Below are 18,776 nucleotides of genomic sequence, written 5' to 3'. Positions count from 1 at the left end.
TTGCTTCTGTGCTGTCCGACCGGGCACTCTGTGCTCGTGGGCGGACGCCGTGGCTGACATCAGGTCAGCAGCTGGTGAAGGTCCGGAGCCACGGGTTCCGGGCCGGGACCAGTCTGCCCAGGAGCTGGCGAACCTGATCGCGCGATCCGACGCCGATGCCAAGGGCAAGGGCTTCTGGCGCCGCCGCAAGCGCAAGAACCCCACCCCCGACCCGGCCGCCTCCGCACCCGCGGACAACCCCACCACGCCGAGCCCGGCTGCCCCGAGCCCGGGCACACCGAGCCCGGCTGCCGGCGAGCCCGACGCCAAGGCCGCGGACGCCGCAGACACCAGCAAGCCCGCCGACGCCGCCCAGGCCCCGGCCACCGCGACTGAAACTGCCGCCGACGCGCCGACCAGCACCGAGGCCGCGGAGGACACCACCGAGAGCGCAGCCGCCGACAAAGCCACCCCGACAGCCACGGACCCGACCGCTGCAGCCGACTCCCCGGAGGCCACCCCCGAGGGCGTGAACGGCGAGGGCGCAACTGCAGGCCCGGAAGAGACTGACGCTCTGGCTGCAACTGACGAGTCGGGTAAGACCGGCGCTCCAGGATCGGCCGACGTCAAGGCCGAGGCTGCCCCTGGCGGGCCTAGCGCTGACGCGGCCGGCTCAAGTGCCGCGGACGGCGCTGACGCGGGTGAGGCCGATGCCGACCCCGCTCAGGACACCGCGGAAGACGTTGAGCTCGACGATGCAGCTGACATCCGGGCAGCTGAGGGCGACGTACCAGCGGCTCAGGAGGCCGAGCCCGAGCGCCCGCGGCCGACGGTCGGGGTCGTGTACGAGCCGGACGAGTCGCCGGACGGGTTCCCGCTCGAATACGGCAACATCATCGTCGGCCTGCCCAAGTCGGGCGCCGGATCGACGCTCTCCGCCGCCGACGAAGCCGCCGCCTACGCCGAAGAGCTGGCCGCCGTCGAGTACTCCGCCGTCATGGAGTCCCCAGACGCCCTCCAAGAGCCCGTCGAGAACAAACCCGACGACCAGAGCACAGCTGCCGACTCGACGCACGAAGCATCCGCCGCCAAGGCCCCCGAAGCCGTCGCCATGCCGGCCGACGGGAGCACACCCGAGGTCGCCGGCAGCACCGCGAAACAACCTGCCCCAGACGCAGCGGACACCCCGACGGCTAGCCCAGACGCGGCCGACGCCGACGCCGACACCGACACCGCTGACACCGACACCGCTGACACCGTCACAGCCGACGTCGTCACAGCCGAGGCCGACGCCGCTGACGCTGTCACAGCCGAGGCCGACACCGCCGACGCCGAGGTAGCCGAGGGAGAGTCGCCTGAGCTGGCTGAGGCGGAAGCCGCGGAGACTGCCGAGCCGGCTGAAGTAGACGCTGAAGCTGGCGGCTCTGGTGCGGCTGAGGCTGCCGACCGCGCTCCCGCGGTAGTAGAGGGAGAAGCAGCCAAGGGCGGTGCCAAGCCGGGTGACGCGGTGGTTGCTGGCGTTGCCGAGGGTGGTGCTGGTTCAGTTGAGGTCGACGGTGCCGAGGGCGGCGCTGAGCGCGCGGACGCGGAAACCTCGGAGGCTGCTGAGTCGGCTGACGTGGATGTTGCGGCGGGTGGCGCGGGTGCGGCTGAGGTTACTGATGGCGGTCCCGCGGTAGTTGAGGGTGAAGCAGCCAAGGGCGGTGACGCGGTGGTTGCGGGCGTTGCCGAGGGTAGTGCTGGTTCAGCTGAGGCTGACGCTGTGGAGAGTGGCGTTGAGGGCGTGGAAGCGGAGCCCGCGGAGGTTGCGGTAGGCGCTGAGGCGGCTGACGGGGATGCGGCGGGTGGCTCGGGTGCGGGCGAGGTTGCTGATGGCGGTTCCGCGGTAGGTGCGGGCGAAGCAGCCGAGAGCGGTGTCGAGTCGAGTGACGTCGGCGCTGCCGACAGTGCTGAGCGCGCGGACGTGGAGCCCGCGGAGGTTGTAGCGGGTGCTGAGTCGGCTGATGTGGATGTTGTGGTGGGTGGCTCGGGTGCGGCTGAGGGGGCTGACGGTGGTTCGGCGGTAGTTGAGGGAGCAGCCGAGTCGGGTGACGCGGAGGTTGCGGGCGCTGCCGAGGGTGGTGCTGGTTCAGCTGAGGCTGAGGCTGCGGAGAGTGGCGTTGAGCGCACCGACGCGGAAGCTGCGGATGGTGCCGAGTCGGCTGATGTGGAGGTCGTGGGGAGCGGCTCCGAGGTGGCTGACGCGGAGGCGGCGGAGGGCTCGGGTGCGGCTGGTGAGGCCGGGGCTGAGGCTGGCGAGGGGGATGTGAGGGACGGCGCTGAGGGGGAGGGCGCTGAGGGCGAGGCTGAGGCGGAGCTTAGTGGGGAAGCTTTGGCTGAGCGGTTGGCGGCTGAGCAGGCTGCTATGGCTCTGATTACGGCTTTGATGAAGTTGCGGGGGGCGCTGGCGGGGAGTCGGTTGCCGCTTGATGTGGTGGGGGCTGATGAGGCTCGGCAGCAGCAGAAGAGCATGCTGGATCAGCTGGACGACTACATTTTGCCGCGGTTGGTGCAGTTGGAGGCGCCGATTCTGGCGGTGGTCGGCGGGTCTACGGGGGCTGGGAAGTCGACGCTGGTCAACAGCGTGATCGGGAAGGTTGTCAGTGAGCCGGGGGTGTTGCGGCCTACTACGCGGTCGCCGGTGCTGATTCATCACCCGGCGGATGCGGACTGGTTCGTGGGTGACCGGGTGTTGCCGGGGATGGCGCGGACGACCGAGGGCAGCCCGGGTGGGATGGAGGACCCGGGGCAGCTGCGGTTGGTGGCTTCGGACACCGTGCCGCGCGGGCTGGCTGTGCTGGACGCGCCGGATATCGACTCGGTCGTCGAGGCGAACCGGGATCTGGCGACGCAGCTGCTGGCGGCGGCGGATCTGTGGTTGTTCGTGACGACGGCCGCGCGGTACTCGGATGCGGTGCCGTGGGAGTTCCTGCAGAGCGCGTCGGATCGCAGTACGGCGGTGGCCGTGGTGCTGGACCGGGCGCCGGCGGAGACGATCGACGACATCACCGGGCACCTGGCGCAGATGCTGCTCGAGCGCGGGCTCGGCGACTCGCCGCTGTTCTCGATCAAGGAGACGGTTGTCGACGGCAACGGCATGCTGCCGGCCGAGACCGTGGTCTCGATCCGGGACTGGCTGGTCGACCTGGCCGCGGACGCCGAGGCCCGGGCCGCGGTCGTCCGGCGGACCTTGCACGGCGCGGTGACCGCGATGGTGAAGACGACGCCGCCGTTCGCGGCGGCGGTGCGGGCGCAGGGTGACACCGCGGCCGAGCTGCGCTCCAGTGTCGAGGGCGCCTACGACCAGGCGTTCAAGGACATTGCGACGGCGACGCAGGACGCGACGCTGCTGCGCGGCGAGGTGCTCGCCCGGTGGCAGGAGTTCGTCGGGACGGGCGAGCTGCTGAAGGGGCTGCAGGGCAACGCCGGCAAGCTGCGCGACAAGGTGAAGACCTCGCTGGCGGCGAAACCGGCGGCGACGACCCGGGACCTGAATGACGCGATCGAGTCGGGCCTGTCGTCGCTGCTGATCGAGCAGGCCGAGGTGACCGCCGAGCGCGCCGAGAAGATCTGGCAGGCGTCGCCGGCCGGGCGGCAGTTGCTCGCGGTGGCCGATGGCACGCTGGGCACGATGACCGAGGGCTTCCCGGCGGCGGCGGAGCAGACTGTCCGCGAGTGGCAGGGCAACGTGCTCGAGCTGGTCCGCAAGGTGGGCACCGAGAAGCGCCTGGCCGCCCGCATCCTGGAGGCCGGGGTGAACGGTCTCGCGCTGTCGGTGATGGTCGTGCTGTTCGCGGAGAACGCGGGCATCCCGACCGGCGCCGAGCTGAGCGCCGGGGTCGGTAGCGCGGTCGTCGGGCAGAAGCTGCTGACCGCCGTGTACGGCGACGACGCGGTTCAGACCCTCGTGACGAAGGCGCGCGAGGATCTTGACGGTAGGGTTCATGCCTTGATGGATGCCGAATTCGCCCGCTATCTGACTGTCCTCGACCAGCATCCGGTCGACGCCGAGGCGGCCAGGCAATTGACCGAGGCCGCCCGCGCGGTGGAGGACTGCACGTGACGGAAATGACGGATACGGTCGACAGCCCGGTGCGTGGCGCGACCGACGTCCTGAAGAAGATCGACGCCCTGGAGCAGGCCGCGACAGCCGGCCAGGGCCGCCTGGATCCGGTTGTCCTGACCGAGGCCACGCAGATCGTGGACCGCGCCGGTCAGCGGCTGCGGATGTCCGGCGAGCTGACCGTGGTCGCGCTGGCCGGGGCCACTGGTTCGGGGAAGTCATCGCTGTTCAACTCGATGACAGGCCTGGACCTGGCCGCGATCGGAACCCGCCGCCCGACCAGCTCGATGCCGCTGGCCTGCGTCTGGGGCGAGGAGCCCGCCGGCGAGGTGCTGAACTGGCTCGGCATCCCGCGCCGGCACCAGGTGCAGCACCGCAGCTCGCTCGAGGACGCCCAGTCCGAGGATCTGGACGGCCTGATCCTGCTCGACCTGCCCGACCACGACTCGATCGAGGTCGAGCACCGGCTGATCGTCGACCGGCTGGTCGAGCTGGTCGACATGCTCGTCTGGGTCGTCGACCCGCAGAAGTACGCCGACGCCGCGCTGCACGACCGCTACATCAAGCCCTACGCCTCGCACTCCGGCGTGATGGTCTTCGCGCTGAACCACGTCGACAAGCTCACGCCGGACCAGCGCAAGAGCTGCCTGAACGATCTCGACCGGCTGCTGAAGGCGGACGGCGTCAAGGCGCCGACCATCGTCGCGACCTCCGCCGTCAGCGGTGACGGGCTCGACGAGATCCGCGCGCTGCTGGTGAAGCGCGTCAGCAACAAGCGTTCGGCCAAGGAGCGGCTCGCGGCCGACGTCGACCGCGTCGCCGACCGGATGGCCAGCCAGTGCGGTACGGCGAAGACGCCGGAGATCGCCGAGAGCGACGTCACCGAGCTGGTGGACGCGCTGGCCGACGCCAGCGGTCTGCCGGTGGTCGTCGACGCCGTCCGTCGTTCTTACCTGCAGCGGGCGCAGGCGGCCACCGGCTGGCCGCTGACGAAGTGGATGGGCCGCTTCCGCCCTGACCCGTTGCGGGGTCTGCAGCTGGACGAGGTCTCGCGTCAGGAAGGCAAGGCGCTGCGCAAGTCCGCGTCGACGGAGGTCGCGCAGGCTCGTACTTCGTTGCCGGCGGCAACTCCTGTGCAGCGGGCCCGGATGGACAGCGCGGTGCGCACGATCACCGAGCGGGCCGCGGCCGGTCTGTCGCGCCCGTGGGCCGACTCCGTCCGGACGGCGATCCGCCGCCGGGAGGAGAAGCTGGGCGACGAGCTCGACCACGCCGTCTCCCGGGCGGACCTCGGCACCTCGGCCAGCCCGGGCTGGTGGGGTGCGGCCAAGTTTGCGCAGTGGTTGCTGTTCCTGGTGGCGGTGGGCGGTGCCGCGTGGCTGCTCGCCGCGCTGGTGGCGCGGATCGCCGATGCGGGTGAGGTGCCGCTGCCGGGGGCGGGTGGGATCGCTTACACGTGGATCATGCTGGTTGGTGGCGTGGCGCTCGGTGTCGGGCTTGCGGTGCTGTGTCGGCTGTTCGCGACGAGTGGCGCGGCACGTCGGGCCCGGCTGGCCGAGACCGCATTGCGCAGCGAGCTCGAGAAGGTTGCCGACAGCCACGTTGTGGCGCCGGCCCGCGCCGAGCTCGAGGCCTACAGCACCTGCCGCGACACCCTGGCCGTAGCCCGCGGCTGAGCCGAGACACCCACCGCCCGGGGCTACCCCGAGGCGGTGGTCGTCGGTGGGCGAGCTGGGACGGGAGTCGGCTGTGGGCGGGTTGACGTGGCGGGCGCGTGGGGCGCCGAGGTGCCCGTGGTGGCCGGGGAAGTTGAGGCGGTCGGTTAGAGGGTGGCGCCGGGGGCGAATTGGGCCAGGGAGACTTGGGCGGCTTCCAGGAGGTCGGGCTCGGAGGTTGTGCCGGAGGCGCGGACGACCTCCAGCCAGAGGCGGACGGATTGTTCGTTGAACTGGAGCATGGCGGGGGAGTCGGCGAAGGTGATCGGGTCGTGGTCGGGGGACAGGCCGTCGACGTAGAGGGCGAGGCCGAGGAGGCCGCCGTCCCAGCCGGGGCCGACGTACAGCGCGCCGCCGGCGCCGGGCGCGGGGATGTCGGTCACGATGTGCTCCAGCTCGAGCTCGGTCGAGGTGCTCGGGCCGGGCTGCAGCCGGATCTCCAGCAGGCTGTTCGGGCCGCCGTAGGTCACCTTGAAGCGTTTCGGCGGCTCGCACTCCAGGACGTCGCCACCCGCCATGTCCTGCAGCTGGAAGCTGCCGCCGACCTGGAAATCGCCCGTCGTCGGCCAGAACCAGCGGGCCAGCCGGGCCGGGTCGGTCAGCGCGTCCCAGAGCTCCTCCGGAGTGGCCCGGTAGGCGCGGGTCATCTGTAGCCGCACGGTCTCGCCCGTCCGGCTGACTTCGCGCTGGACGGCGTCGAGCTGCTCGAGAATGTCGATCATGCGGCTCAGAATGCCGCTCCGAGCTTATATAAGTCAAGACTGAGATAGTCATGCCGCCTCCGTGGTCGGAGTGAGGGGGAGAGGGACGGTCGTGAACTCGTCGGGCGGGTAAGGGACGACGAGCCCCGGAGAGCCGGCGGGCTCGGAGGAGGCGGCGGCCGTCGAGGGCGGTGCAGCGTCGCCGGCGGGTGGGAGGGATCGCCAGGCCGGCTCCGCGCGAGGTTTGGATTTGGTGAAGCTCGTGGTGCCCCGGGACAGGTCGTGGCCGATCGAGATGGCTTCGAGCACGACGCGGGAGCGTTTCTCACCGCCCTCCTCGGTCCATTCGCGGGTGCGCAGCCAGCCGCTCACAAGGATCGGCTGACCGAGCTGAACGGACTCGAACGTGTTCTGCGCAAGGGCGCGCCAGCACTCGACGGCGAACCACGTCGTCGGTCTGTCGGCCCACGCATTCAGCCCGCGGTCGAAATGTTTGGGCGTTGAGCCGACCCGAAATGTCGTCCGCGGCGTCCGGCCGCCGATCTCCTTGAACTGCGGCGCGCTGCCGACCCAGCCCTGCACGGTCACATGGGTGTCACCCAGGCTCATCTCGACCACCGTCCTCTCGATCGCATGTCGTCAGCGGAGAACATGCCGCGATCGGCGCCCGGATTCCGCGCCGTTTCCGGCCCTGTGGACAACCGGTTGGGTCCGCACCCCGGTCAGCGCATAGGCTCTGGGTATGGCGGAATTCATCTACACCCTTCGCAACGTCCGGAAGGCGTTCGGCGACAAGGTCGTGCTCGACAACGTCACGCTGAACTTCCTGACCGGCGCGAAGATCGGCGTCGTCGGGCCGAACGGCACCGGCAAGTCCTCGCTGTTCAAGATCATGGCGGGGCTCGACCAGCCCTCGAACGGCGAGGCGCGGCTGGCCGACGACTCGACGGTCGGGATCCTGCTCCAGGAGCCGCCGCTGACCGAGGGCAAGACCGTGCTGGAGAACGTCGAGGAGGGGGTCGGCGACACCAAGGCCAAACTCGACCGCTTCAACGAGATCTCCGCCGAGCTGGCCGATCCGGACGCGGACTACGACACCCTGCTCGCCGAGATGGGCGACCTGCAGACCGAGCTCGACCACCGCAACGCGTGGGACGTCGACGCCCAGCTGGAGCAGGCGATGGACGCGCTGCGCTGCCCGCCGGCCGATGTCCTGGTCGACAACCTCTCCGGTGGTGAGCGGCGCCGGGTCGCGCTCTGCAAGCTGCTGCTCCAGCAGCCCGACCTGCTGCTCCTCGACGAGCCCACCAACCACCTGGACGCCGAGTCCGTGCTGTGGCTCGAGCAGCACCTGCAGAAGTACCCGGGCGCCGTCCTGGCGATCACCCACGACCGGTACTTCCTCGACAACGTCGCCGAGTGGATCCTGGAAATGGACCGCGGCAAGACCTACGGCTACGAGGGCAACTACTCCAAGTACCTCGAGACCAAGCAGCAGCGGCTCGTCGTCGAGGGCCAGAAGGACGCCAAGCGGCAGAAGATCCTGGAGCGCGAGCTCGAGTGGGTCCGGTCGAACGCGAAGGCCCGCCAGACCAAGAGCAAGGCTCGCCTGGCCCGCTACGAGGAGCTCGCGGCCGAGGCCGAGCGGTCCAAGAAACTCGACATCGACGAGATCAACATCCCGGCCGGTCCGCGCCTGGGCAGCACGGTCCTCGAGGTCAGCAAACTGGAGAAGGGCTTCGGCGGCCGCACGCTGATCGACGGCCTGAGCTTCAGCCTCCCGCGGGCCGGCATCGTCGGTATCGTCGGCCCGAACGGCGTCGGCAAGTCGACGCTGTTCCGGATGATCGTCGGCGAGGAGCAGCCGGACGTCGGCACCCTCAAACTCGGCGAGACGGTCAAGATCTCCTACGTCGACCAGTCCCGCGGCGGTCTGGACCCGAAGAAGACGGTCTGGCAGCAGGTCTCCGACGAGCTCGACTACATCAAGGTCGCGAACTTCGAGATGCCGAGCCGCGCGTACGTCGCGTCGTTCGGTTTCAAGGGCCCGGACCAGCAGAAGCCCACCGGCGTCCTGTCCGGCGGTGAGCGCAACCGGCTGAACCTGGCCCTCACGCTGAAGATGGGCGGTAACCTGCTGCTCCTCGACGAGCCGACCAACGACCTGGATGTCGAGACCCTGCAGTCCCTCGAGGACGCGCTGCTCGAGTTCCCCGGCTGCGCCGTGGTCGTCTCCCACGACCGCTGGTTCCTGGACCGCGTCGCCACCCACATCCTGGCCTGGGAGGGCACGGATGAGGATCCGGCGCAGTGGTTCTGGTTCGAGGGCAACTTCGCCTCCTACGAGGCGAACAAGATCGAGCGCCTCGGCCCGGAGGCGGCCCGCCCGCACCGGGTCACCCACCGCAAGCTCACCCGCGACTGAGCAAATCACTCGAAGGGCCCTGCCTCCAGGCGAGGTAGGGCCCTTTCGCGCGATCAATAGTTAGCCCTTGCGCTAAGTATTGACCCAGAGCAATACTTAGCCGCATGGCACAGTATTCGCTCGAGGTCGACGGCGTGTTCGGCGCGCTCGCCGACCCGACCCGCCGGGACGTGATCCGCCGCCTGGGCCGCGGCCCGACGAGTGTCGGAGAGCTCGCGGCAGAGTTCCCGATGACGCTGCCGTCGTTCATGAAACATGTCCGGACGCTCGAGTCGAACGGCCTGATCCGGACCGTCAAGACCGGCCGGGTGCGGACCTGTGTGCTCAACCGCGAGCGGCTCGCGCTCGTCGACGACTGGCTCGCCGATCAACGCCGCATCTGGGCGGATCGGACCGATCGGCTGGAGCGGTTCGTCACCGAATCGACCGAGGAGCAGCAATGAATCCCGAGCTGGATCTGACCATCGAGCGGATCATCCGTGCGCCCCGGGCCGCGGTATGGAGCGCGTGGACCGAGCCGGACAAGTTCGCCCGGTGGTGGGTCCCGGCGCCCGCGCTGTGCCAGGTCGAGCGGCTTGAGCCGCGTGCCGGCGGAGCGTTGGTGACGCGGATGAGCGAGGACGGCATCGAGTTCATTCCGCAGCTTGATGCGACCTTCGTGGTCGTCGAGGAGTTGGATCGAATCGTGTTCACGAACGCGATCGACAGCGAGTGGCGGCCGGCGAGTCCGGAGCCGGTCGTGATGGTCGCCGAGATCACGCTGGCCGAGCATCCCGACGGTACGGCGTACCGGGCGCTCGTGCGGCATGCGGATCCGGCCGCGCGGAAACGGCATGCGGAGCTGGGCTTCGCCGATGGCTGGGGGACTGTGACCAGGCAGCTGGCAGAGCAGGTGGAGCGATGAAGCTCGTACTCACGGAGTTCGTGACCCTCGACGGCGTCAGTCAGGGCCCCGGCTCGGCCGATGAGGACACCACCGGCGGTTTCGCACGCGGTGGCTGGCTCGTCCCGTTCTTCGACGAGACCTTCGTCAGCCGGACCGTCGAGTGGCTCGGGTACGCCGACGCCCTGCTGCTGGGACGTCGTACCTACGACGCCTTCGCGCGCGACTGGCCCCAGATCACCGACCCCGACGATCCGTACACCCAGCGGATGAACACGCTGCCGAAGTACGTCGTCACCAACACTCTCGACCAGGGCAGCTGGAATCCGACGACCGTCCTCCGAACCTTCGACGAGATCGTGGAGCTGAAGAGCCGGCCGGGGAACGAGTTGCAGATCCACGGCAGCGCCCGACTCGGTGATTCGCTTCTGAAGGCGGGGCTGGTGGACGCCGTTCGGCTGGTGGTCGCGCCGACGATCATCGGTGCCGGACGCCGGCTGTTCGAGACCGGAGCGCCGTCCGGCTTGGTGCTTCGCAACCAGGAGGCGACGCCGAGCGGTCTGTTGCTGCTGGAGTACGAGACCGCCGGCGCCGCCCGTCTGGCCGACTACGCAGGTGTCAGCGCGTTTGTGTGAGGTGGTCGGCGAGGACCTCGTCGATGACCCGGAAGTCCGACGTGATCAGCGCCTTCCAGAGCGCCCAGCCGCGGCCACGCGCCCAGGTGCCGGCGTCCTGCTGAACGGCCGAGCGGAAGACCTCCCGCGCGCGTCCGGAGAAGAATGTGTACGCGACCGCCAGCTCGCAGGCCGGGTCGCCGACGCCTGAGGTGCCGAAGTCGATCACGGCGGACAGACGGCCGTTCTCGACGAGCAGATTGCCATGGGCAAGGTCGGCGTGGAACCACACCGGCGGCCGAACCCAGGAGCTGGCGAGCGCCGTTTCCCAGACTTCCAGCGCCAGGGACGCGTCGATTCGATCCTTCAGCTCGGCCAGCGCGGCCATGGTCGCGGAGTGGTAGTAGGACGGCGGTCCGCCGCGCTGGAAGCTGTGGATACCCGGCAGCGGCCCGCCGGTCGCGTCGCAGCGCTGCAGCGCCAGGATGAAGGTCGCGACCGAGTGCGCGAATTCGTCGAGGTCGACGGTCTCAGGTGTGGCGGTCGCGCCTGGGATCCACCGGCGGATCGCCCAGCGGTGCGGGTATCCGTGGCCGGGCTCGCCGATCCCGACCGCGGTGGGGATCGGGTAGGGGAGCTGCGGCGCCAGGATCGGCAGCCAGTGGTGTTCCTTCTCGATGGCCGTCGCGTACGACGCGGCGGTGGGTAGCCGGACCGTCAGCTCGTCGCCGAGCCGGTACGTGCGGTTGTCCCAGCCGTCGATCTTCACCGGCGTGATCGGCAGCGCGGCCCACTGCGGGAACTGGTCGGCGACCAGCCGCCGGACGAGCCCGGCATCGATACCGGCGCGGCCGTCTTGATGATGATTCGTCACCGCATCAGCGTCCGGGCCGGCGGCCGCGCTGTCCAAGGAATTACTCCTCGGCGATCGAATCGGCGAGGAAGGCCGCGATCGTGCGGAGCTCCGCGTCCGAGCGGGTCGCCAGGACTGCCTGCATTCGGGCGCCCTGTTCGGCGTACAAGGGCACCAGCTTCTCCTGGATCGCGGCCACCGACGGCGTGACCAGCACCTTGCGGCGATCCGTCGGGTCGGCTTGGCGGGTGACGAAGCCGTGGGATTCGAGGCGATCGATGACGCCGGTGATGGTGCCCGAGGTGAGGCCGGTGTGCTCGGCGAGCTGGCGCGGAGTGAGCGGGCCGTACGTCGTCAGCAGTGTCATGAACTGTGAGTCGCTGGCGCCGAGGCCGAGGCGCGCGGAGACGGCGTGGTTGAACAGGATCACGTCCGCGATGAAACGGACCATCCGCTGCTCGATCTGGGCGCTGAGCTCTTCCCTGGCACTGGTCATGGTCCGCCTCAGCATAGAGCTTGCTTTTATCTCGCATCTCCAAGATACTCGGATTGACGAGATAATTGGAAAGGTGAGACATGAAGGTGCTGGTCATCGGGGGCGGAACCGGCGGGCTCGCGCTCGCGCACGGGCTCGGGCGGGCCGGGATCGAGGTCGAGGTCTTCGAGCGCGACGCGCTGCGGACCGACGGCCTGCACGGCTATCGGGTCGGTATCGATCCGGACGGGAGCCGCGCGCTGCACTCGTTGCTGCCGCCCGGCCTCTACGACACCTTCGTCGCCACCAGGGCGCGGGATCCGAAGTACTTCAACATGCTCACCGAGGACCTCAAGGAGGTCCTGTCGATGGAGCTGCCGCCGGTCACGGATCCCGTCGAGAGTGAGAAGTCGATCAGCCGGATGACGCTGCGCCAAGTGCTGTTGACCGGTCTGGACGACGTCGTCCGGTTCGGTAAGGAGTTCACCCGATTCGAGCAGCACGGCGATCAGGTGACGGCGTACTTCGCCGACGGGACGCAAGCCACTGGCGACCTGCTGGTCGGTGCGGATGGCTCGGGCTCGCGCGTGCGCCGCCAGTACCTGCCACACGCCCAGACCGAGGAGACCGGGATCGTCGCGATCGCCGGCAAGCTGGCAATCACCGCGGAGAGCAAGGCGCTGGTCCCGCCGAAGGTGTTCGAAGGGATCACGATCGTCAACGCTCCGCGCGGCCTGGCCTGCATCCTGCACGTAATGGAGTTCCAGTGGGACCGGGATGGCAACGTGCACAGCGGGATCGGCGGTAATACCGAGGAGCTGATCCGGCGCTGGCCGGGGCTGCAGTTCGACAACACCCGCGACTACATCAACTGGGGCCTGTCGGCGACCAAGGACAAGCTGCCCGCCAACATCATGGCGCTCCGCGGCCAGGAGCTCATCGACGTCGCACTCAAGCTGACGCCCGGATGGCATCCCGATCTGCGCCGGCTGTTCGAGCTGACGGACCCGAGCACGTGCTTCCCGGTCAACATCTGGACGTCGGTGCCGCTGGAGCCGTGGGAGACGACCAATGTGACCCTGCTCGGCGACGCGATTCACACGATGACGCCAGGTCGCGGCGTCGGCGCCAACACCGCGCTCCGCGATGCGGTGAACCTCTGTCGCGCGCTGATCGAGGTCCGCGCCGGCCAGACCGGCGCTGTACGCCGCTACGAGGTCAAGATGATCGAGTACGGATTCGACGCGGTGCTCAAGTCGCGTGCGCAGATGACCGCGGCCGACCCGGTCCACAAGCCGGTGGTCGGCCGGCTGGCGCTGGCAGGGATGCGGACGGCGATGCGTGCGGTCAACCACCTGCCGCCGGTCAAGCGCCGGATGCGCGACTCGATGCTCGCGTATCGCGGCGCCGACCGGGAAGAGCTCGAACTGACGCTTTGATCAGCGCTGCTGACCGACATGCTCCGCGACGGCGTCGAAGACCCGGCCGATCGCGGTGAAGTCCTCCGGGCTGGCCAGGTCGACCAGGTTCTCGCGGACGCTGTCGACGTGTGTTGGCGCCGCCTCGACGAGGAGGGCGTGGCCGGCGTCGGTGAGCTCGGCCCAGACGCCCCGCTTGTCGCTGGTACACGACGTCCGCCGGACCAGCTCGGCGGCTTCGAGGCGGCCGATGGTGTGCGTCAGCCGGGAGCGGCTCTGGTGTAGCCGGTCGGCGAGGTCGGCCATCCGCAGGCGCCGATCGGGCGCTTCGGAGAGGCGGACCAGGATCTCGTAGTCGTTGATGCCGATACCGAACTGCCGCAGCTCGTCGTCCAGCTTCGCCATCAGGCGCGCGGTGCCCAGCAGGTACGCGCGCCACGCCACCTGCTGCTCGGCGTTCAGCCACCGGGTCTCAGTCGTCGTCGTCACGAGAACAGTGTAGCGGGAATGTAGTTGACATTTAAACCGTTGGTGCCTACTGTCGTGGTCAACGGGTTGACGCTTCAACCTAGATCCTACCGACCGCGACGCCCCCGATACCGTTCACACTCCCCGAAGAGGACTGAAATGACCGAGACCGTCAGCACCCCGACCACCAGCATCGCCGGCCTGGTTGCGGGCACCTACTCGCTCGACACGGCGCACACCGAGATCGGTTTCACCGTGCGGCACCTGATGACCAAGGTGCGCGGCACCTTCCGTGAGTTCACCGGCGAGATCGTCGTGAAGGACTCCCTGGAGGAGTCGACCGCCAATGTCGTGGTCGAGCTGGCCTCGGTCCACACCCGCAACGACCAGCGTGACGGCCACCTGCGCTCCGGCGACTTCTTCGACGCCGAGAACACGCCGAAGATGACGTTCGCGAGCACCGGCCTGAAGGCCGAGGGTGAGAACTACGTCCTGGCCGGCGAGCTGACCATCAAGGACGTCACGAAGCCGATCGAGCTCGCCTTCGAGTTCCTCGGCGTCGAGCAGAACGCCTACGGCCAGACCGTGATCGGCTTCGAGGCCTCGACCTCGATCAGCCGCAAGGAGTGGGGGATCGACTTCAACGTCCCGCTCGAGGGCGGCAAGCTGCTGATCGGCGACAAGGTGGACATCCACCTCGACGTCCAGGCCGCGCTGAACGCCTGAGCTGACTTCGAAAGCCCCGCATCCAGGTGGATGCGGGGCTGTGTCATGCCTGGACCATCCGGTGCGCCAGATCGGCGTACAGCTTGCCCAGCGCATCCGGGTCGCCGCGGTGTGGCGTGTACCAGCGGGCCACGTCGATCGACAGCGACAGTACGGCGAGTGTCGTACCGGGCAGATCGGGAACGGCGAACGAGCCGTCCTGTACGCCGTCCGTCAGCACCTGCTCGATCTGCGCCGAGATGGCCCGGCGGATCGTGGCGACCTCGGCCAGGTGTTCGGGGGAGAGGGCGTTCAGCTCGTACTGCACCACGTGCGCGATGGTGTGGTGCCGGGCGTGCCATGCGGTGAAGGCGGCGACCAGCGACCGGAGCCGATCGGCCGGCGCGCCGCCTGTGTCGGCTGAGCGCAGGATCTCCAGAGCGGCGTTGTGGCCGTAGAGGCTGATCTCGAAGAGCAGTCGCTCCTTGGACGGGTAGTGCACGTACAGAGCGGCTGGACTCATCCCGGCGCGAGACGCGATGTCCCGCGTGGTGGTCGCCTGGAAGCCGCGTTCGGCGAACGCGTCGATGGCGCCCTGGACCAGCCGGCGGGCGGCGGGCGGCTCGACGTGATCCCAATCGAGGGAATCGGTGACTGCGGACACGTTGACACCATGCACCACTCGCGGGAAGCTAAGCAAGCGCTTAGCCACAAATCTCACGCAGCGGAGGCCGACGATGGAACGCGTCATCTTCAACGAGGACCACCACGCCTTCCGGGCCAGTGCCAAGGAGTACTGCGACCGGTCGCTGGTACCGCGGATGGAGCAGTTCCTCGAGGAGAAGACGATCGAGCGCGCCGCCTGGCTGGAGGCCGGTAAGCAGGGCTTCCTCGGCCTCGACGTCCCCGAGGAGTACGGCGGCTCCAGCGTCGGCGACTACCGGTTCAACCAGGTCTTCGCCGAGGAGGTCTCGAAGGTCTCCGCCGCGCTGTCGAGCTGTTTCGGCATCCACTACGACTGCGCCGCGCCGTACTTCGTCGACCTCGGCACCGAGGAGCAGAAGCAGCGCTGGCTGCCCAAGTTCTGCTCCGGCGAGTACGTCGCCGCGATCGGGATGACCGAGCCCTCCGGCGGGTCCGACCTGGCCGCGCTCAAGACCACCGCGAAGAAGGTCGACGGCGGCTGGGTGCTGAACGGCTCCAAGACCTTCATCACCAACGGCGACATGGCGGATCTGGTGATCGTCGCCGCCCGCACCAACCCGGAGAAGGGCGCGAAGGGCATCACGCTGTTCGTCGTCGAGGAAGGGATGGAGGGGTTCGCCCGCGGGCGCAAGTTGGACAAGGTCGGCCAGACCGAGTCCGGCACCTCGGAGCTGTTCTTCGAGGACCTCTTCGTTGCCGACGACAACGTTCTCGGCGAGCTCGACCGCGGCTTCATCCACATGATGGAGCGCCTCGCCCAGGAGCGGATCGGCGCCGCGGTGTCGAATATCGCGCACGCCGCGCAGATCCTCGACGAGACCATCGAGTACGTGAAACAGCGCAAGGCCTTCGGTCAGCCGGTCGGCTCGTTCCAGTACAACAAGTTCCTGATCGCCGAGCTGGTCACCAAGGTCGAGGTCACCCAGGCGTACGTCGACAACGGCGTGGTCGCGCACGACGAGAACCGGCTGACCGCGGTCGACGCGGCCAAGACCAAGTGGTGGAGCGCGCATGTGCAGAACGAGGTGCTCGACGCCTGCGTCCAGCTGCACGGCGGCTACGGCTACATGAACGAGTACCGGGTGGCCCGCGCCTGGCGCGACGCGCGCGTCACCAAGATCTGGGCGGGCTCGAACGAGATCATGAAGGAACTCATCGGCCGCGACCTGGGCCTGTAGAAGGGGAATCGCGAAATGCCTGAAGCAGTCATCGTCTCGACGGCCCGCTCGCCGATCGGCCGCGCGAACAAGGGTTCGCTGACCACCATCCGGCCGGACGACCTGGCCGTACAGATGATCAAGGCCGCGACCGACAAGATCGGCCTCACCGGCGACCAGATCGAGGACCTGATGCTCGGATGCGCGGAGCCGCACGACGAGCACGGCGGCAACATGGCCCGCCGGGTCGCGGTCCAGCTGGGCTGGGACAACGCGCCCGCCACCACGATCAACCGGTTCTGCGCGTCGTCGACCCAGACCGCGCGGATGGCCTTCCACGCGATCAAGGCCGGTGAGGGTGACATCTTCGTCAGCGCGGGCGTCGAGTGCGTCTCGCGGTACAAGAACTTCGGCTCCGCCGGGGTCGGCGACCCGAGCTCGTTCAACGAGCAGTTCACCGACGCGGTCGCGCGGACGGCGAAGTACGCCGAGACCAACGAGACCTGGCACGACCCGCGCCAGGACGGCTACCTGCCGGACATCTACATCTCGATGGGCCAGACCGCGGAGAACGTCGCCACACTGAAGGGCATCACCCGCGCCGACCAGGACGCGTTCGGCGTCCGCTCGCAGAACCTGGCCGAGAAGGCGATCAACAACGGCTTCTTCGAGCGCGAGATCGTCCCGGTGACGCTGCCGGACGGCACGGTCGTGAGCAAGGACGACGGACCGCGCGCGGGCACGACGCTGGAGGGTGTGAGTGGCTTGAAGCCGGTCTTCCGGCCCGACGGCACGGTGACGGCCGGCAACTGCTGCCCGCTCAACGACGGCGCGGCCGCGGTCGTGATCATGAGCGACACCAAGGCGCGCGAGCTCGGTCTGACGCCGTTGGCGCGGATCGTCTCCACCGGCGTCAGCGGTTTGTCGCCCGAGATCATGGGCCTCGGGCCGGTCGAGGCGTCGAAGCAGGCGCTGGCCCGGGCCGGGATGAGTATCAACGACATCGATCTGGTCGAGATCAACGAGGCGTTCGCCGTCCAGGTGATCGGCTCGGCGCGGGAGCTCGGCATCGACGAGGACAAGCTGAACGTGCACGGCGGCGCGATCGCGCTCGGCCACCCGTTCGGCTCGACCGGCGCGCGGATCATGACGACCCTGGTGAACGGCCTGCAGTTCGAGGACAAGCAGTTCGGCCTGGAGACCATGTGCGTCGGCGGCGGTCAGGGGATGGCGATCGTGCTGGAGCGGCTCAGCTGATGAGCCTGGAGAATCGAACGGCGATCGTCACCGGAGCCTCGCGGGGGATCGGGTTCGCGATCGCCGAGCGGCTGGTCGCGGACGGCGCGCGCGTCGTCATCACCGGCCGGAACCAAGATGCCCTCGACGAGGCCGTCCAGAAGCTGGGCGGCCGCCCGCACGCGCTCGGTATCGCCGGGAACGCGGCGGACGGCGCCCATCGCGGCGCGGTGGTGGCCGCCGCGGTGGCGACGTACGGATCGCTCGACCTGCTGGTGAACAACACCGGCATCAACCCGATCTACGGCGATCTGCTGGACGTCGAGGCCGGGGTCGCGGCGAAGATGGTCGACACCAACGTGCTGGCCACGATCTCCTGGGTGAAGGCCTGCCGGAACGCCTGGATGGGCAACCACGGCGGCGCCGTCGTCAACGTCTCCTCGCTGGCCGGCCAGTCGCCGTCGCCGGGGATCGGCTGGTACGGCGCGACCAAGGCGATGCTGTCCCGGGTGACAGCCGAGCTCGCGCTGGAGCTGTCGCCCGAGATTCGCGTCAACGCGGTGGCCCCGGCGGTGGTGAAGACCAAGTTCGCCGGCGCCCTCTACGAAGGCCGGGAGGAGGAGGTCGCCGGGACGTACCCGCTGGCCCGCCTCGGTCGCCCCGAGGACGTCGCCTCGCTGGTCTGGTTCCTGCTCTCCGACGAGGCGTCCTGGATCACCGGTCAGACCATCACCATCGACGGCGGCCTCACCCTGAAGGGCGGCATGGTCGGCTAAGGCTGCCGGCCTTCCCAAGCTGCCAACCGGTCGTACGGTGATGCGTCGTCGGCGACCGGTACGACGGGGCCGAACGGGATCGGCCCACCGCGCGGGTGCTCCGGCAGCGCCCGTTGCATCAGTGGGAGGACGTACACCGCCAGCTCGTCGTCGAGCTGCTCCTGGCGGCCAAGAGCCTTGGCCAGGTCCCATGCGTGCATGGTGAGCTCACCGACGTAGCCGGCGGCCGCGGCCGCGCCGGGTACGGTTCCCCAGGGGACCTTGCAGGTTCGCGCGAGGACGGCGTCGTCGGCCAGCGTCGCATCGAGTTTCGCGCGCCGCTCCTTCCAAGTGCCGAGGACGTCGTCGGCCGTCGTGACCTGCGGGAGTACCAGCGGGTCGGCACCGCTCAGGGCGAGGTCGATCCGACCCGCCACAGTCAGCAGATGGCCGAGCAGCGTCTGGACGTCGTAGTCCGCGCACGGCGTCTGGAGTGCGAGGTCGTCCGGTCCGGTGGCGGACATCAGGTCTTCGGTCTGGTCGAGCGCGCGGATGAGCATCGGTCGGGGATCTGCAGTTGTCATG

Annotated in this window: 18 protein-coding genes; 11 read left to right on the top strand and 7 right to left on the bottom strand. The window is 69.0% G+C overall.

Annotated elements, in window-relative coordinates; genetic code table 11:
• Positions 1-49 precede the first annotated feature (49 nt).
• Together HPO96_RS37920 and HPO96_RS04755 are read left to right on the top strand one after the other, a co-directional pair.
• Positions 50-4,081, top strand: a complete 4,032-nt coding sequence (locus HPO96_RS37920; protein WP_184999618.1) for an AAA family ATPase — start codon at positions 50-52, stop codon at positions 4,079-4,081.
• Positions 4,082-4,086: 5 nt separating this feature from the next.
• Complete coding sequence (locus tag HPO96_RS04755; RefSeq protein WP_202885490.1) at positions 4,087-5,757, top strand: P-loop NTPase family protein; 1,671 nt, start codon at positions 4,087-4,089, stop codon at positions 5,755-5,757.
• A 146-nt stretch (positions 5,758-5,903) separates the two neighbouring features.
• Here the strand turns inward: HPO96_RS04755 and HPO96_RS38935 are convergent, their stop codons facing one another.
• On the bottom strand, positions 5,904-6,518 hold the full coding sequence (locus tag HPO96_RS38935) for an SRPBCC family protein (RefSeq protein ID WP_171671292.1): 615 nt from the start codon (positions 6,516-6,518) through the stop codon (positions 5,904-5,906).
• 48 nt (positions 6,519-6,566) lie between these two features.
• Entirely contained in the window at positions 6,567-7,106 is a 540-nt protein-coding gene (locus tag HPO96_RS04745; RefSeq protein WP_171671290.1) for a single-stranded DNA-binding protein, read from the bottom strand.
• Between the two features lie 133 nt (positions 7,107-7,239).
• Here HPO96_RS04745 and ettA point away from each other — a divergent pair, with 133 nt between their 5' ends.
• The 4 genes from ettA (at position 7,240) to HPO96_RS04725 (ending at position 10,440) form a co-directional block, all read left to right on the top strand.
• Positions 7,240-8,922 carry an energy-dependent translational throttle protein EttA gene (ettA, locus tag HPO96_RS04740; RefSeq protein ID WP_171671289.1) on the top strand — a complete coding sequence of 561 codons (1,683 nt, stop codon included), beginning with the start codon at positions 7,240-7,242 and terminating at the stop codon, positions 8,920-8,922.
• Between the two features lie 104 nt (positions 8,923-9,026).
• Entirely contained in the window at positions 9,027-9,365 is a 339-nt protein-coding gene (locus HPO96_RS04735) for an ArsR/SmtB family transcription factor (RefSeq protein ID WP_171671287.1), read from the top strand.
• Positions 9,362-9,826, top strand: coding sequence for an SRPBCC domain-containing protein (locus HPO96_RS04730; RefSeq protein ID WP_171671286.1), 465 nt, complete (start codon positions 9,362-9,364; stop codon positions 9,824-9,826). The genes HPO96_RS04735 and HPO96_RS04730 overlap by 4 nt, the downstream gene beginning before the upstream one ends.
• Positions 9,823-10,440 (top strand): dihydrofolate reductase family protein, encoded by a 618-nt coding sequence (locus tag HPO96_RS04725; RefSeq protein WP_171671284.1) that lies wholly within the window; start codon positions 9,823-9,825, stop codon positions 10,438-10,440. Before HPO96_RS04730 ends, HPO96_RS04725 begins: the two co-directional genes overlap by 4 nt.
• Here the strand turns inward: HPO96_RS04725 and HPO96_RS04720 are convergent.
• Both HPO96_RS04720 and HPO96_RS04715 read right to left on the bottom strand, forming a co-directional pair.
• Complete coding sequence (locus HPO96_RS04720) at positions 10,424-11,329, bottom strand: aminoglycoside phosphotransferase family protein (RefSeq protein ID WP_202885489.1); 906 nt, start codon at positions 11,327-11,329, stop codon at positions 10,424-10,426. The genes HPO96_RS04725 and HPO96_RS04720 overlap by 17 nt on opposite strands.
• A 4-nt stretch (positions 11,330-11,333) precedes the next feature.
• The gene (locus HPO96_RS04715; protein ID WP_202885488.1) at positions 11,334-11,768 is read right to left on the bottom strand and encodes a MarR family winged helix-turn-helix transcriptional regulator; all 435 of its coding nucleotides are present in this window, start codon (positions 11,766-11,768) and stop codon (positions 11,334-11,336) included.
• An 80-nt stretch (positions 11,769-11,848) separates the two neighbouring features.
• Here HPO96_RS04715 and HPO96_RS04710 point away from each other — a divergent pair, with 80 nt between their 5' ends.
• The gene (locus tag HPO96_RS04710; protein ID WP_171671282.1) at positions 11,849-13,186 is read left to right on the top strand and encodes an FAD-dependent oxidoreductase; all 1,338 of its coding nucleotides are present in this window, start codon (positions 11,849-11,851) and stop codon (positions 13,184-13,186) included.
• On the opposite strand, the gene HPO96_RS04705 is transcribed toward HPO96_RS04710, so the two are convergent.
• On the bottom strand, positions 13,187-13,654 hold the full coding sequence (locus tag HPO96_RS04705; RefSeq protein ID WP_171671280.1) for a MarR family transcriptional regulator: 468 nt from the start codon (positions 13,652-13,654) through the stop codon (positions 13,187-13,189).
• 138 nt (positions 13,655-13,792) lie between these two features.
• Here HPO96_RS04705 and HPO96_RS04700 point away from each other — a divergent pair, with 138 nt between their 5' ends.
• Positions 13,793-14,359 (top strand): YceI family protein, encoded by a 567-nt coding sequence (locus HPO96_RS04700; RefSeq protein ID WP_171671278.1) that lies wholly within the window; start codon positions 13,793-13,795, stop codon positions 14,357-14,359.
• A 43-nt stretch (positions 14,360-14,402) separates the two neighbouring features.
• Here HPO96_RS04700 and HPO96_RS04695 read toward each other — a convergent pair whose 3' ends face one another.
• Entirely contained in the window at positions 14,403-15,002 is a 600-nt protein-coding gene (locus tag HPO96_RS04695) for a TetR/AcrR family transcriptional regulator (RefSeq protein ID WP_337796508.1), read from the bottom strand.
• A gap of 73 nt (positions 15,003-15,075) precedes the next feature.
• Here HPO96_RS04695 and HPO96_RS04690 point away from each other — a divergent pair, with 73 nt between their 5' ends.
• Genes HPO96_RS04690 through HPO96_RS04680 form a run of 3 tightly spaced genes read left to right on the top strand, consistent with a single transcriptional unit; the run spans position 15,076 to position 18,212 of the window.
• Positions 15,076-16,221, top strand: a complete 1,146-nt coding sequence (locus tag HPO96_RS04690; RefSeq protein ID WP_171671275.1) for an acyl-CoA dehydrogenase family protein — start codon at positions 15,076-15,078, stop codon at positions 16,219-16,221.
• A gap of 15 nt (positions 16,222-16,236) precedes the next feature.
• Positions 16,237-17,457 (top strand): acetyl-CoA C-acetyltransferase, encoded by a 1,221-nt coding sequence (locus HPO96_RS04685; protein WP_171671273.1) that lies wholly within the window; start codon positions 16,237-16,239, stop codon positions 17,455-17,457.
• A complete protein-coding gene (locus HPO96_RS04680) occupies positions 17,457-18,212 on the top strand; it encodes an SDR family oxidoreductase (protein WP_171671272.1) in 756 nt (251 codons plus the stop codon). The genes HPO96_RS04685 and HPO96_RS04680 overlap by 1 nt, the downstream gene beginning before the upstream one ends.
• Here HPO96_RS04680 and HPO96_RS04675 read toward each other — a convergent pair.
• Positions 18,209-18,775, bottom strand: a complete 567-nt coding sequence (locus HPO96_RS04675) for a TIGR03086 family metal-binding protein (RefSeq protein ID WP_238354697.1) — start codon at positions 18,773-18,775, stop codon at positions 18,209-18,211. The genes HPO96_RS04680 and HPO96_RS04675 overlap by 4 nt on opposite strands.
• Position 18,776: the final 1 nt, after the last annotated feature.

The sequence above is a fragment of the Kribbella sandramycini genome (genome assembly GCF_013131805.1).
Taxonomy (GTDB): Bacteria; Actinomycetota; Actinomycetes; order Propionibacteriales; family Kribbellaceae; genus Kribbella; species Kribbella sandramycini.
Note: the sequence above shows the minus strand (reverse complement) of the source record. Positions and strands in the feature narration are given on the sequence as shown.